The sequence below is a fragment of the Candidatus Photobacterium acropomis genome (assembly GCF_030685555.1).
GTDB classification, from domain to species: Bacteria; Pseudomonadota; Gammaproteobacteria; order Enterobacterales; family Vibrionaceae; genus Photobacterium; species Photobacterium lucens.
In genome coordinates this window covers 660848-676724 of the sequence record NZ_CP131608.1, presented here as the reverse complement: position 1 = coordinate 676724, position 15877 = coordinate 660848, and the positions used below count along the sequence as shown (strand labels likewise).

The window sequence follows — 15877 nt, the reverse complement described above, 5'->3', positions numbered from 1 at the left end:
TATATGAGACGCAACCAAAAATACCCTTGTCGTATGCAATTAATGTACAATATACTTCAATAAATTATTGATAGCTATATCACCAAATGGTCATGTACCTGATAAAAAAATCATTAGGAATGACATTTTATTTTACAAATAAATATTAAAAAATTAGACGATCACTGACCCTTAGTGATTTCCTGACTTGGATAGATAATGAGCAAAAAAGACACCCCTGTTGCTGCTAGTAATCTAGATTTTGTCGATGATAAGTCGGCTGCTTTGTTACTTAACACCCCAAAAAGTGCACGTGTTATCTTATGGGTAATGGTGCTCTTTTTTATTACTGCTTTTATATGGGCATATTTTGCTAAGCTCGACAAAGTCACAACAGGCTCAGGTAAAGTGATCCCATCGTCACAATTACAAGTCGTACAAAACTTAGAAGGCGGTATTGTTAAGAAGGTACTGGTTAAAGAAGGCGAACAAGTAAAGAAAGGTCAAACCTTACTTTTAATTGATGACACGCAGTTTAAATCAGATTTTAAAGAGAAAACGCAGAGCTTAGCTGCAATGCAAGCCGATTCTCTACGTTTAAATGCCCTACTCGCTAGTGTAACGGTTAACAATAAAACAGATAACACCAAATGGCGTAACAGTGTCACCGTTGAGAGTAAGCCACCTGTATTTGATGATGCATTTAAAAAAGCACACCCTGAATTGGTACGTCGTCAACTAAACCAATTTACAGATAAATTAAACAATTTACAAAACCAGCTTGAAGTTGCCTCACAACAAGCATCGCAAAAAGAAAGAGAATTAGCAGAAACACGTTCTCGTGTAAGTAACTTACAAAGCAGTTACGGCATTGCGATGAAAGAGTACAACATTACAAAACCACTTGCTGAAGAAGGCGTGGTACCGCGTATTGAGCTATTAAAATTACAACGCTCACTCAACGATACCAAACGTGATCTGAACTCAGCAAAAATGCAGATCCCAGTGACCCAAGCGGCCATTCAAGAAGCGGGATTTAAATACATTGATATTGCTTTGCAGTTCCGCTCAGATATTCAAGCGCAACTGAATGAAACAAGCGATAAATTATCAAGCCTTAGCGAAACACAAATTGGTCTAGAAGATCGTGTTAAACGAACCACTGTTGTTTCGCCTGTTAACGGTACGATTCAAAAGATCCACGTGAATACAGTAGGTGGCGTTATTCAACCCGGCATGCCGTTAGTTGAAATAGTCCCAACTGAAGACACGTTACTCATAGAAGCTAAAATTGCGCCACAAGATATTGGTTTCCTACGACCAAATTTACCAGCGATAATTAAATTTAGTGCCTATGATTTTACTAACTATGGCGGTTTACATGGAACACTCGAAACCATCAGTGCAGATACAATTCAAGACAAAGAAGGTAATAGTTTTTACCAAGTAAGGATTCGTACTGATGCAAGTAGTTTGAAGGGACCCGATGGGGAGGCTCTGCCCATTATTCCTGGTATGACAGCCACAGCTGATATCATTACAGGCAAACGCTCTGTTCTTGATTATCTTCTTAAACCAGTCCTCAAAGCGCGTCACACGGCGTTAAGAGAATAATAAAATGACGATGAAACATAAATTAAAAAAAGCAGCCCTTCTCGTTGGTCTTCAATGTGTTACTGCACCAGTAATGGCACAGTCACTGGAGCAAGCAGTAGCGGAAACTATTTCGACAAACCCAGAAATTAAGAGTGCTTACAATGAATTCCAAAGTAAGCATGAATTAATCAATGCGTCTAAAGGTGACTACTTACCTTCTGTCGATCTTGAAGCGGGTGTTGGCTATAACAAATACAATAACTCAAATTTAAAGTCAGAAACGGATCCTCGTAGCGCATCGATTAATATCCGCCAGCTTATTTGGGATGGTTCTATTACGTACAATGACATTCAACGTAATAAATCTGAAACAGAAGCTGAACGTTACCAATTACTATCTGATGCTCAAGACAAAGCACTGAAAGCAACAGAAGCATACTTAAACGTATTGCATGCACAAGATGTCCTAGCACTGTCTGAATCGAACCTAAAAGTTCACCAAAAAATGTATTCAGATATCAAAAAACGTGCTGATTCAGGTATTGGTTCAACAGCCGATCTAGCACAAGTTGAAGGTCGTTTAGCAAGTTCTAACGCTAACCTACTTTCAGCAAAAAGTAATTTACATGACAAGATCACCCAGTTTATTCGTGTTGTAGGCCAGTATCCAAAAGATCTTGTTAAGCCAGAAGTAGACGTAAATTATTTACCAAAATCGCTAGATGATGCGTTAGAAAAAGCCAATAAATACAACCCTGTTGTACATATGGCAGCTAACGATGTTGATGCGGCTGAATACCAATACAAGCAAGCAACAGGTACTTTCTACCCTTCATTTACTATCGAAGCATCTCAAGAATGGGGTGACGATCTAAATGGTGTCGAAGGCAATACTGATGAGCTTAAAGCGATGCTGAAAATGCGCTACAACCTATTTAATGGTGGTAGTGATGTTGCTAAGTCTCGCCGTGCGGCTTACCAAATCAATAAATCTAAAGACATCCGTGATCGTGCTCATCACATGTTAGAAGAAGGTACACGCCTATCTTGGAGTGCGCTTGATTTAGCTAAGAACCAAAAACTGTTCCTACAAGAACACGTTGATGCTTCTGCACGCACTGTTATTGCATATGAAAAGCAATTTAAGATCGGTCAACGTACACTACTTGACGTTCTAAACACTGAAAACGAACTATTTGAAGCACGAAAAGCTTATTTAACGGCTGAGTACGACGGCATTTTAGCGAAATACCGTGTACTTAACGCAACCGGTCTGATCCTTGATGAGATGCGTGTTGACATCCCTGAAACTTGGGCTAAGTCAGTTAAATAAGAGGATTTAAGAATGAAATACGTAATTACTGGTTTACTGGCTTTATCTCTATTTGGTTGTTCATTAACTGTTCAACAGCCACCAGTGGCAAAACAAACTAAAAACCTTTACGACCAAGACAGTGATGGTGTGATTAATCAACGTGACCGTTGCGCAGATACGCCTATTGATGCTGTGGTTGATAACGATGGTTGTCCAACGTTTGTGAAAAACTCTGAAGAAAATAACATTCACGTGCTATTTGCGAATGACTCTTCAGAAATCCCAGAAAGTTACATGGAAAATATCGCTAACATGAGTGCATTCTTAGCGAAATATCCTGATACACACATTGAACTGAAAGGCTATGCAAGTCCAGTAGGTAGCGCATCTTACAACGTTGCTCTGTCTAAGCGTCGTGCACAAGCTATTCGCCAAGCATTGATCACTGAAGGCGTATCACCAGCTCGCATTAAGACTGTTGGTTTTGGTGACAGCGATCCAGTTAAAGCTGACGATGTTGAAGAAAGTAATACACTTAGCCGTCGTGTTGTGGCTCAAGTTGTTGGCTCTCAAGGCGATGTTGTGAAAGAATGGACTATCTACACGGTTCGTGAAAACTAATAGATAGAATCCACGTTGAAGAAAATAACATTCTGGATACTGTGTTTTGTGCTGGCAGCGAACGTGTTTGCTGCCAGCAACAAACAACAGATCGATAAAATAAAGCAATTTTATGGGGAACGGGCTGGCAAACGAGCAACGGCATGGCGAGCGCTAATCCAAAATTCACAGCATTTATCGGAAAGGCAAAAGCTACGTGCTGTCAATAACTTCTTTAACCAATTTGTTTTTATTAGCGATCAGAAACTTTGGGGAAAAGAAGACTACTGGGCTACACCTTATGAATTCGTAGGTGTTGGTGCTGGTGACTGTGAAGATTTCAGTATCGCAAAATACCAAGCTTTAAGAGAGCTCGGCGTTCCTGACAAAAAATTAAGACTAGTTTACGTTAAGGCCCTTGAATTAAATCAATTTCACATGGTAGTTGCCTACTATCCTACTCCCTCCTCTGTACCTGTGATTTTAGATAATCTCAAAGGCGAAATTTTACCTGCAACACAAAGAAAAGATTTACTACCTATCTATAGCTTTAACGGTAGCAAATTATGGCTGATCAAAAAACAAGGCCAAACCCAAGTTGCAGGCAAAGCGTCACGCTTAAGTCTATGGAATGATCTTCGTAATCGTTCTAATAAAATAATATTACACCGCCCTAAAAATACTTATTAACGAGTGAACACCAATGACACTTTACCGACAACTTCTATTATGGATGCTAGTTGTATTCTTCGCGCTGATAAGTGCAGTCTTTGCTATCCAATTTAACACTACCAAAGACTACCTTGTACACCAGCAATCAACAGAATTGAGTAATGCAATAAGTTCAGTCGGTTTTGCCCTTTCTCCTTACCTTGAAAACAAAGATATGGTTTCGGCAGAATCTGTAATTAATGCAACGTTCGACTCAAGCTTTTACAGTGAAGTAAAACTGTCACTACTTGATTCTGATAAGGAGATTGTTCGTCAATACCCTCAGTCAATCGCTGGTGTTCCTGACTGGTTCCAAACATTAGTAAGTATTAAACCGATTACCCAATCAACGACTTTAACCAGTGGTTGGATGCAACTTGCAAACCTGACGGTTACCAGTAGCCCTGCGTCTGCTTACCAACAGTTATGGAAAGCGACACTACAACTAATGCTTGGCTTTGTGGTGTGCTCTGTTATCGGCGCAATTATCTTGTCAGTAGTATTAAGAAAAGTACTAGAGCCACTAAAACAAATTCAGAAAAGTGCAAAAGAAATGGCTACTCAGCACTTTACTTCATCTTTACCAACACCACGTACTCGTGATCTGGCAGACGTTGTTACTGCGTTTAACGCAATGAGTGAACAGTTACAAAGCCATTTTGAACAACAGGCACAAGAAGCAGATAACTTACGTATTCGTGCATACCAAGATCCTGTATCTGGCCTTGCGAACCGCAGTTACTTACTATCAAAAATCAATTCATGGCTTTCATGCAAACCTAACGGCGGTATGGTGTTGTTAAAAGCAGATGCAATTGAAGATAGCTACGCACAATCTGGCTATGAGTCTGGTGATAAACTCGTTCAAGAGCTGTCTGCCCGCTTAAAAGACTTGGCAAATGATGATGTAACCATTGCTCGCTTAAACCAATCTGAGTTCGCTTTAATCTCACCGAATGCAACAAAAGATGAGTTAATTCAAGCTGGTCGAAAAATGCTATCAATGACATCAGATCTTAATGCTGATCCTCTTGGTATTGCCCCACTCAATGCTGCCGTTGGCATCGTACTTTGTTCTGAAAATGAAACTATTTCTACTCTATTAGCAAGTGCAGATAACTCATTAACCAAAGCTCGCCAAGAACCAAAAGAACCATTAGCAATTATTGAGCCTAGCGACAAAAAAGAAATGCCAACCCTAGGTAAGCAGCAGTGGAAAGCGCTAGTTGAAGAAGCTATTGCTAATAAGCTGATTCACTTTACGTTCCAAAAAGCTATCGATGTTGCAAACAATACAATCCATAAAGAAGCATTTGCCTACATAAAAAAAGATAACCAACGTTACAATGCAGGCCAATTCTTATCGGCGATTGAACAGCTAAACGAAGGTGCTAACTTTGACCGCTACATCGTTGAACAGCTATTCAATCAATTAGAACAAAATCCGAAATCAGTTCCTGTTGCTATCAACATTACTCAAAGCAGCATCAACGATACTGGCTTTATTCGCTGGTTAAACAGTAAGTTAAAATCAACACCACAACTAAAAGAGCGTGTATTATTTGAACTTCCTGAAATTTGCTTTATTAAACAAGTAGATAATGCATCACTGCTGTGTGAAATCATTCACCAAAATGGTTTCCGATTCGGTATTGATAATTATGGGCACAACTTCAGCTCTACAGGCTACTTAAACAAACTACGTCCAAGCTATGTAAAACTAGACTTTGCGTATACTTCGCAACTTGATGATCAGATTAAGACAGATGTACTTCAATCTATTACACGTACGGCAAACAACTTGTCTGTGAAGACAATCGCCACACGTGTTGAAACAGTTGAGCAAAAGGATAAATTAGCCGCAATGGATATTCTCGGCTTCCAAGGTTTTGTTACTGATCAGTTGAAACACGAGAATTAAAATGAAAGATCCTTTACTGCAGTCACTCGTATACATCAGCCGCTTTTATGGTCAGGCAAATTCACCTGACGCACTAATTGCAGATTTACCCCTAACTGATGGTTTACTGTCTCCTTTTCTACTGCCGCGTGCAGCAGAAAAGGCAGGCTTACAAGCGAAAGAGAGTAAAATGGAGTTAGAGAGTCTCTCTTCACTCCTATTTCCTGTTATTGCCCTACTTAAAGGTGGCGAAGCTTGTGTCGTTTTAAGCATTGATAAAGAAAAAGGCGAAGCCGAAGTTGTGCTACCGCAAAATGACGGTAGCGAACAGTGGATCAAGCTTGATGAGCTTAATGCGCAATACTCTGGTCGTTTATTCCTGATCAAAAAACGTTTCCGTTATGATGAGCGTTCACCGGAGATCTTAAAAACCCGTGATGGTCACTGGTTTTGGAGCACCCTATGGGAATCACGTAGCATTTACCGTGATGTATTTATTGCCTCAATCTTAATTAATATTTTTGCTATTGCGGCTCCCCTATTCACACGCTTGGTGTACGACAAAATCGTCCCTAACTTAGCGTTTGATTCACTGTGGGTATTAGCAATCGGTATCAGCGTGATCTTTATCTTCGATTTAGTATTAAAGCTACTGCGAAGCTATTTTATCGATCTAGCTGGTAAGAAATCAGATTTGCTCATTTCAGCTAAAATTTTTAGTCGTGTCATGGGTATTCGTATGGAAGCAAAACCAGCCTCTGTTGGTGCTTTTGCTCGCCATTTGCAAGAGTTTGAATCAATCCGTGAATTCTTTACATCAGCAACGGTGTCATCACTGATTGACTTACCTTTTGCTCTGTTCTTCTTGCTGGTGATCTACATTATTGCAGGTCCTTTAGCGTTAGTACCTTTGGTTGCGGTTCTGATCTTAGTGGCTTACAGCTTCTTAATTCAGCGCCCATTACGTCGCAGCATTGAAGAAGGTTCACGCCTTTCTTCTCAAAAACACGCAAACCTCATCGAGAGCTTATCTGGCCTTGAAACAGTGAAAATGTTTGGTGCGCAAAACCAATTCCAATACCGTTGGGAAGAAGCTGTATCACACATGTCAAACTGGGGCTTAAAAACCCGTCGCTTGACTGATTCCGTGCAAAACACCGCCGGTTTCTTACAGCAGTTTGTATCTGTTGCCATGATCGTAGTGGGTGTTTATCTGATTGCTAACGGTGACTTGAGCATGGGTGGCTTGATCGCTTCGACCATGTTAAGCGGTCGTGCTGTCGGTCCTTTAGTGCAACTTGCTTTACTATCAACGCGTTACAATCAAGCAAAATCTGCGATGACAATCCTTGAGCAGCTAATGGCAATGCCGTTGGAGCAAGAAGATGGTAAGCGTTACATTCACCGCCCTGTTATTCGCGGAAAAATTGAATTTGATAACGTGTCATTCGCCTACCCTAATGCAACCCATGCTGCGCTTAGGAATATTAACCTCACCATTAATCCTGGTGAAAAAGTAGCGATCATTGGTCGTATTGGCTCAGGTAAAACCAGTTTAGAGCGTCTATTAATGGGCTTGTATAAGCCAACGGAAGGTTCTGTATTAATTGATGATACTGATATCAATCAGCTACATCACATTGATATTCGTCGTAACATTGGTTGTGTACCACAAGATATCACGCTGTTCTTTGGTTCAATCCGTGACAACATCACCTTAGGCCGTCCATTAGCAAGCGATAAGGAAATTCTAAATGCAGCAGACCGTGCTGGTGTAACAGCCTTTACTCAGCATGATGCAGCGGGTCTTGAGAAACAAATCGGTGAAGGTGGTCACGCTATTTCTGGTGGTCAACGTCAGGCAATTGCAATTGCTCGTGCGTTTTTATCAAATCCACCTGTGATGATCATGGATGAGCCAACCAGTAGCATGGATAACCGCTCAGAAATGTTCATCAAGCGTCAGCTACATAATATGAGTCCGGAAGAAACATTAATTCTGATCACTCATAAAACCAGCATGCTTGATGTAGTAGATCGCCTTATCGTTATGGAACAAGGTCGTATCGTGGCCGATGGTCCTAAAGAAACGGTATTAAAATCGCTTCGCGAAGGTAACGTAGCTCAACCAAAAGCAAGCTAATTCACCTTAGCGACATAATCAAAAAAAGCCGATAACTTAAATTGTTATCGGCTTTTTATTATCTAGAAATCAGCCATGTGTTTATTGTGTTGAGATTTCCCACACGGCAACACTGCCTGAAATTTCATTACCAATAATAACTAGTGGCTTACCTGTTGCGCTGTTTTTTGCAGAAACAAATGTCATCCCTTCCGGTGCTAAATCCCCCGTAACCGCTTTAGCTTCTTCTAAACCTCTATTGATAAAATAATCAACATAATGCGCCTTACTTGGTTCCGTAATATCATAAACAACCACGCCCCCCATACGCTCTAGGCCAATAAAAGCATATGTTCTATCGCCTACTTGACCCACCGTTAATGCTTCAGGTTCAGCACCTTTTGCATCTGAACGCGCATCACCCGCATTTTCATCTTCATCATTATTAAATGCCTTACCGTGGATCTTAGCGGTTAGCTGTCCAATCTCATCACCAGAATCAAAAATCATCTTACCTTGGCTATCTAAAATAGAAAATGAACGCCCACCGAAGGTATATAGTGCTTCATATTTTCCATCGCCATCTTTATCACCTAGTTGAGGATTGACTTTCAAACGACCAATATCACTTTCATCATTTTTTAAATAATCAAAGTTACTTGCCAGTGTTAATTTCTTAGCGCGAATATCATTAACAAAAGAGACACAGCCATCTTTCTTATCAAAATCAACACCACCTTGTGCTTTACAAGTCGCTTCATCTTTAGCATCAAAGAAATACTCTCGCCCATCACCTTCATTGGCAATCACAATATAATTTTTACCATTAACACTATAACTCGCTAATGTATCTGGTTGGTACATGCCATATAAGCCAGGATAAGCCTGCATATTAATGCCACCATCTTTATCAGAGGCGTCCATTTTATATTTTGACCAATCCTTAAAACCTAGCCCTTGCAAAGTAATGCTATTGGTTGCCAGATCAACAATCGCAATACCGTTATTTTCTTGCAATGAAACATAAGCAGTTTTGCTATCTTTTGATACTGCGACATATTCAGGCTCAAGATCTTGAGCAACCGATGTGCTAATTTTCTTACCTTTTATAGTCTGTCCATTAGGATTTGAGAAAACCATTCCTTGTTTTTCAAGCTTGGCTTGCTGCTTATTAAATTGGCTAAAGCCTAGTAATGTTGCTTTATCAGCTATTTTTCCATTATCAATCGTGATAATACCAATCGATCCTTCTGGGTCTATGAGATAATCACCAGATGGCTCGCTTTCATTGGCAACAATGACTTTGGTTTCATCTGGCGTAAATGTCACCATATCAGGCAAATAGCCCACTTCGACATTCTTAATAAAAGCAGGCTTATCTCCACTTATGTCATAAAAAGCAATCGCGCCTTTTTCACCGGTTTTATCTGCAGCAATCGCCACAGCAGCAAGTGCCTGTTTTTCCGCTATCGCAATGCTATTTGCATTACCTTTCGTATGTTCTGCTAAATTAATTGTATAAACAGAAGATAGATTACTATTATTAGTTACATCATTAGCAGATTGTTTTAAATCAGATACATTAAATTTAGCGGCATCAATAATTTCGACTGTAGATGTTTTACCTGAGCCGTTGATGGCAAAAATTCGTTTTTTACTATTTTGATAAGCGACAATTTCTGCTGCACCTTCCGGTGATTGTGCATTTAATAAAGCGCGACCAATAAGTTTTATTTCAAATGGCTTTTCAGTGGCGTGGGCAAAATTAAATGAAGAGGATAAAGAAGAAATTACTAGTGCTGCCAATAATTGTTTTTTCACGGTCAATCCTTAACGTTAACAAAAAACTGCCACACTTTTGCAAAGCTATATGTAATTTTTACTACGATTGTGGGATATATTTATGACAACTAAGAAAAAATTCATATTTCCTAACATCACAACTCTCTCTCTAAGTCATTCATTTAATAATGGAAATTTTTTAAATGAATGCAACATAACTGATTAATTCACTTTTTTGGATTGCGCTATTTGATTGATTTAACTAAAATCAACTCATCGGATGAGTCGTATAGTGCGACACACTCCACAAATAAATTTGTGCGAATGTAAATTATCGCTACAATACGCGCCCTCCCCAAAGGTGGGATTTTCAACGAAGGTTATGCTCTATGAAAGAAAAAGTAGTCGATTTCATCAAACGTAAGCGTGAAGTTTTATCACATCACCAGTTTGAATTTAAAGACTGGCTATCACCAACAATCCGTGACTATTGGGTTGAGTTCCTAAACAAAGCGAACAACAGCCAATTGGCTTCATGGGTGAAAGAGCATAATTTAGTCTCTGTGGCGAATGGCAACTCAGTAGAAACAGCAAAACCAGAGCCGATTGAAATGCATCCTGAAGCTGAAAAGCTGATGAATACATTACTGGAAACATTAGGCGAAGAGATCCATGTTGGCCAATGGTTAACCGTTGATCAGTCTCGTATTGATCGTTTTGCTGATGTCACTGAAGATCACCAATGGATCCACACAGATCCTGAGCGTGCACAAGCAGAATCACCATTTAAAACCACTATTGCTCATGGCTTTTTAACGCTATCACTACTGTCTGTACTAACAGATAGCGTTGATCCTGCAAATCAGAAGTTCCCAACAGCAAAAATGACGGTGAACTACGGTTTAAACCAAGTTCGTTTCCCATACCCAGTGAAATCTGGCACAAATGTTCGTGCACGTACTAAAATTCAATCTGTAACACCTATTAAACGTGGTTTAGAAATTGTTCAAGAAATCACGGTAGAAATTGAAGGTTGTCGTCGTCCAGGTTGTGTTGCTGAATCTGTTGTACGTTTGTACTTCTAAATTATCAACGTATTATACAAGCCGAGCCTCTGCTCGGCTTTTTTATATCTTAATATCCAAGCACAAGGCTGCTTCAGGGTAAACCTAACTTTTCATTAATCGATCTTTATCAAATTAAATACGGTGGTAAGGTACAAAGCTATTCCGACTATTGGTATCTCATCATGAAAAAGTGGTTTAAATTTATCCCTCTTATCCTACTCGTTGGCTACTTCATTACCTACGATGTAGTAACTCAGGTTGAAAGCCCTACCCCTTCTGCACAAACAAGCCAACAATAAACGTATTTTCATAATTAGCTGCAGCATGGTTTTATGCCATGCTCTGATCGCAACTTTTTTAAACTATTGGCTTTTCAGGTCAAATATCTTTGACTACGCTTAATAAAAGAAAAGGTTAGAAAATAAAACATTATGTTATCAACCTAACCTTTCAATTATCGCTATACATACGTTTAACAGCCAATGTTATGCTTAATACACGCACTAGAAAGCATTAAGACTCTCTAAAGCGAAAAAACACTGTTACCAAATCATATATTCTTCCAGTTTATAGTATATGATTTGGTTTTTTTTCATCTCCTCTATTTTACCAATACCATTCTTATCGCTTTGCCATATAAGACAGAATTTGTCGTTATCTTCCACACCAACAGCACGTTATACTGCTTTACCTGCATAAACTTACCATGTAAATTTAAAAATATTCTCAAGTAACAGTCAGGTATACTTAATGCCATCCACTACTCGCGTTTTTATTTCTCAATCTACACACCCATGGTTCAACCTTGCTGTTGAAGATGCGATTTTCCGTAATATGCCAGCAGATCAACAAGTTCTCTTCTTATGGCGTAATGCTGATACTGTCGTTATTGGTCGCGCTCAAAACCCATGGAAAGAGTGTAATACAGGAAAAATGGAGCAAGATGGGATCACGCTGGCTCGTCGTCAAAGTGGTGGTGGTGCCGTTTTTCACGATTTGGGTAATACCAACTTCACTTTTATGGCAGGTAAGCCAAAGTACGATAAGAATGTTTCCACTAACATTGTATTGTCAGCATTAAAAACACTAGGCATAAATGCTAAAGCAACAGGTCGAAATGATCTGGTTGTTGAAGTGGGTGAAGATGAGAGAAAATTCTCAGGTTCAGCTTACCGTGAAACCATGGATCGCGGTTTCCATCACGGTACATTATTACTCAATGCCGATCTCACGCGCTTAGCAAATTATCTAAATCCCGATAAAAAGAAACTGGAAGCAAAAGGGATCACTTCGGTACGCTCACGTGTAACTAACCTGTGTGATATAAACTCTGAAATCAATCACGATAGCGTCTGTGAAGCCATTAAAGAGGCTTTCTTTGCCCACTATGATGAACGGGTAGAGGTTGAATATATTTCACCTGAAAACCTACCTGATATGCCAGGCTTTACTGATAAGTACCAAACTCAATCAAGTTGGGAATGGAACTTCGGTAACACGCCCCAATTTATGCATACCATCGATGAGCGTTTCACATGGGGTGGTGTTGAGTTACATCTAGATGTCAAAAAAGGCCGTGTTATTGCTATTAAAACCTTTACCGATAGCCTAGATCCGGCCCCTATCGAGTTATTAGAAACCGCGTTACTTGACATCGAATATAACGCGACAGCATTCGATGCAGCGATAACTCAACTCATTACGCAATACCCTGAGCATCGAGATGTGCTAGGTGACATTAACCAATGGCTTAAAGACACCATTATCTAATTCATTAATAAGCGACTCTTTCTATAATAAACACTGAGTCGCTTATTAGCTATCATCCCAATTAATCACCGAGCCATGATCATAAACACCATCACTATAAGCTGGCGTATAACTTATAAATACATTATCTTTATTAATCGGCAAAGTTGATGATATATCTTTAGCTATCAGTTCCATTAGAAACATAATATTTTGTTGTGAGTAATAATTAGGTGCAGTTAATTCAACTAATAACGGATGCGTTAATTGCTGCTGTTTATCTACCACTTCCCCATTATGAATATAATGATCGTTCTTTATCCATTCCCAAGTGATCATAATATGTTCTAATTTTATTTTACACTGAAGCGAAATTTGTTCTGATAAAGACTTCAATGCATCTTCTATTTCAACACCAGTCTCGAAAGGCAAAGCTTTAATCGCGATTAAGGGCATAATACAACCTATTTAACGGCATATAGGTAGTTTAACTATAGTAAGAGGTGTAGTTCTGCTATATCACGAAATAGCGAATGTCTTGCTAATAATACGATGGCTTAAAAACAAAAACGGCGATGTTAAATACACCACCGTTTAGTTTCAATCATCAAGTCGAGGATTTCATATCACTATCACAGTCATCACAACACGGATTAAGCACTCTTTCTTTACAGTTAAACGGCTCAATGTGAATGATAATATCAACAACCTCATCTAACTCTTTCAGTAAGTGAGATTTAAAGTTCTCAGCAATAGTATGTGCTTTATCCACGCTCATATCGGGATCAACTAACAGGTGAAAATCAAGCAGAATCGTACTGCCCGTTCTACGACTACGAATAGCATGAACTTCTTTAATGTCACTGTCTTCTGCCGCATAAGATTGAATTTTGCTTTCCATATCAGCATCAGCTTTCGCTTCTGTGATTTCTAACACTGCGGGCCATAAAATTTCAGCGGCGGCTTTCAAGATCATCGCAGTAACAATCAAAGCTGCAATTTGATCTAAATAATGAAGCTCTGGCACAAAGTAGTTTGCAATTACAGCAATGGCAACAGGTAGTGAGCTCAACGCATCAGAACGGTGATGCCATGCATTAGCATACAGAGCACGACTATTGATTGCTTTCGCTTTAATCACTGTCCAGCGATATAGCACTTCTTTCACCACAATAGATGCAACAGCGGCTGCAAAAGCTAGCATCCCTGGCTTACTATGCGCCTGCTCACTGATTGAGGTTAATGATTCCCAACCAATACCAATACCAACCAGCGCCAATAACACACCAATAAAGATATTCGTAAGAGTTTCAAAACGACCGTGACCATAAGGGTGCTCTTTATCAGCAGGAGCTGTCCAATAACGAGAACCTATTAGGATTGCAGTATCTGTTACTAAGTCAGAGAAACTGTGCACACCATCGGCAATCAATGCCTGGCTTCCAGTCATCTTACCGATAGTAATTTTTATAAATGCGAGTGCAATGTTCGCTATGGACCCTATCCAGGTTACTTTTTGTATTACTTTTACAGCAGCTTCAGACATAACCAACCAATCGAATTATTACTTATAAGTCGAGCATATGATAACTAACTTCAGCTGCAAATGAGACAACTTTTCGCTTATTCACCTACTTTTTACAAATATCACACTTCATTTTTCTAAAAAATATATCTTATAGATAATTACTTAATACAAGAAAAATGCATAAAGTATAAATAAAAGTAGCTTTAATAAATTAATACCTATATATAAACATAGAGATTCAAAATATACCCTTTAAATATATTGTCATGCTATAATATATATAACAATTAGATAATAAAATAATAAAAAACATACTCATCTGTATAACTTAATAGCTATTTGAAATATCAATGACATTTGTAGATGCTATTTTATCTATACAATTTATGAGAAAAAATGTTGATAAAAGTAATAATTACCTTAAATATAATTTCTGATCACATTATCCGTAAAAATAATCAGGCTTATATTTAATAATTCGAGATTTGGTACATAATGGAGATTGTGAGTCAATATCTTTATATTGATCAGCAAAAAGGAACTTTTTATGAGAAATCTGGCAGATTTTATACACCATACGGAAGGTGAAAACCAAAACTTCACAATTTGGGTGCATGACTCAAATAAACGCTATAAAAAGCTGCTTATTTCTGATTATGCTAGTGACAACATGAATATTGATAATTTATTAGCAAGTCAACTTCATGTCATCATTGAAATCACAGCAGAAGATGGCGCTAACCAAGCTTATCTCCTACTTCCTGAAATCAACGCAGCAGCAACAATCAGCTTCGACAACGGAGAAGTCATCTCTTACATCGATGCTAAAGCAGCTTAAAAAGGCAAGGGAAATTCGAACAATTAAGAAATACTACGGCTAGGCTTTCTTTATTCTTCCCTCTAAAAACAGATCCTCGGATCTGTTTTTTTTTGCCTCCACGAAGGCAATATCCATTTTCTTTTAGGTGATATTACAAGAATCACTATCTACTTACTAATAATTTTATAAATTTATTAGAAGTGTATCTCAAATTATAAATAACTACTATTTTCCGATTTGTTAATCATAAGCTAGGGGTATTTGACGATAACCCATAGATTGTTTTACGACTGCCGGAAGAACAAGCTTTTTCACCATCATCCCAGCCTTCATTAAACCGCGTATTAGAGCCATCTAGCGCGGGATCTTTAATATATACAGCCTCGTTATTACCTTTCTTAGCTAATGCTGACTCACAACCTTGGTTATAGCCATAGTGATAAATACTATTGTATTCCACATTACTTACGTACTTATCTGGCACAAAACGAAAACCATCATCAGTTGTGTGGGCACATCCCGTTACCATCAATGTAGCAAAACAAACTAAGCCTAATTTTTTCTTCATCACATTACTCAATCGAATATTTATACTGAGACAAAGAAAGTTTGGTTCACATAAAAAAAAACTGTTAATTTAAAATCGCTCTTTTTTACAACCGATATCACATTTGAAGCAAAAAAAACGGCTATCAAGTTAAATACTCG

At 38.7% G+C, this 15877-nt stretch carries 13 protein-coding genes; 9 read left to right on the top strand and 4 right to left on the bottom strand.

Going from position 1 to position 15877, the window contains the following annotated elements; all coding sequences use genetic code 11:
- Positions 1-198 precede the first annotated feature (198 nt).
- The 6 genes from Q7657_RS03100 to Q7657_RS03075 are packed head-to-tail and all read left to right on the top strand — an operon-like array spanning position 199 to position 8244.
- The gene (locus Q7657_RS03100) at positions 199-1593 is read left to right on the top strand and encodes an HlyD family type I secretion periplasmic adaptor subunit (RefSeq protein ID WP_053988831.1); all 1395 of its coding nucleotides are present in this window, start codon (positions 199-201) and stop codon (positions 1591-1593) included.
- 4 nt (positions 1594-1597) lie between these two features.
- Entirely contained in the window at positions 1598-2908 is a 1311-nt protein-coding gene (locus Q7657_RS03095) for a TolC family outer membrane protein (protein WP_107165960.1), read from the top strand.
- A gap of 12 nt (positions 2909-2920) precedes the next feature.
- Complete coding sequence (locus Q7657_RS03090; protein WP_107165961.1) at positions 2921-3511, top strand: OmpA family protein; 591 nt, start codon at positions 2921-2923, stop codon at positions 3509-3511.
- 15 nt (positions 3512-3526) lie between these two features.
- Complete coding sequence (locus Q7657_RS03085; protein ID WP_053988828.1) at positions 3527-4180, top strand: transglutaminase-like cysteine peptidase; 654 nt, start codon at positions 3527-3529, stop codon at positions 4178-4180.
- Positions 4181-4193: 13 nt separating this feature from the next.
- Positions 4194-6122, top strand: a complete 1929-nt coding sequence (locus Q7657_RS03080) for a bifunctional diguanylate cyclase/phosphodiesterase (protein ID WP_107165963.1) — start codon at positions 4194-4196, stop codon at positions 6120-6122.
- A 1-nt stretch (position 6123) separates the two neighbouring features.
- A complete protein-coding gene (locus Q7657_RS03075) occupies positions 6124-8244 on the top strand; it encodes a type I secretion system permease/ATPase (RefSeq protein ID WP_107165964.1) in 2121 nt (706 codons plus the stop codon).
- An 81-nt stretch (positions 8245-8325) separates the two neighbouring features.
- On the opposite strand, the gene Q7657_RS03070 is transcribed toward Q7657_RS03075, so the two are convergent.
- Positions 8326-10044: a choice-of-anchor I family protein gene (locus tag Q7657_RS03070; protein WP_107165965.1), complete on the bottom strand. Its 1719-nt coding sequence runs from the start codon at positions 10042-10044 to the stop codon at positions 8326-8328.
- Between the two features lie 350 nt (positions 10045-10394).
- Between Q7657_RS03070 and Q7657_RS03065 the strand changes: the two genes are divergently transcribed.
- Positions 10395-11090, top strand: coding sequence for a MaoC family dehydratase (locus tag Q7657_RS03065; protein ID WP_053988824.1), 696 nt, complete (start codon positions 10395-10397; stop codon positions 11088-11090).
- 732 nt (positions 11091-11822) lie between these two features.
- Complete coding sequence (gene lplA, locus Q7657_RS03060; protein ID WP_107165966.1) at positions 11823-12842, top strand: lipoate--protein ligase; 1020 nt, start codon at positions 11823-11825, stop codon at positions 12840-12842.
- A gap of 45 nt (positions 12843-12887) precedes the next feature.
- Here lplA and Q7657_RS03055 read toward each other — a convergent pair whose 3' ends face one another.
- Positions 12888-13277 (bottom strand): hypothetical protein, encoded by a 390-nt coding sequence (locus Q7657_RS03055; RefSeq protein WP_053988822.1) that lies wholly within the window; start codon positions 13275-13277, stop codon positions 12888-12890.
- Between the two features lie 151 nt (positions 13278-13428).
- Entirely contained in the window at positions 13429-14367 is a 939-nt protein-coding gene (locus Q7657_RS03050; RefSeq protein WP_107165967.1) for a cation diffusion facilitator family transporter, read from the bottom strand.
- A gap of 529 nt (positions 14368-14896) precedes the next feature.
- On the opposite strand from Q7657_RS03050, the gene Q7657_RS03045 reads away from it, so the two are divergent.
- Positions 14897-15187 carry a hypothetical protein gene (locus Q7657_RS03045; protein ID WP_053988820.1) on the top strand — a complete coding sequence of 97 codons (291 nt, stop codon included), beginning with the start codon at positions 14897-14899 and terminating at the stop codon, positions 15185-15187.
- Between the two features lie 226 nt (positions 15188-15413).
- On the opposite strand, the gene Q7657_RS03040 is transcribed toward Q7657_RS03045, so the two are convergent.
- On the bottom strand, positions 15414-15737 hold the full coding sequence (locus Q7657_RS03040; RefSeq protein WP_053988819.1) for a hypothetical protein: 324 nt from the start codon (positions 15735-15737) through the stop codon (positions 15414-15416).
- Positions 15738-15877: the final 140 nt, after the last annotated feature.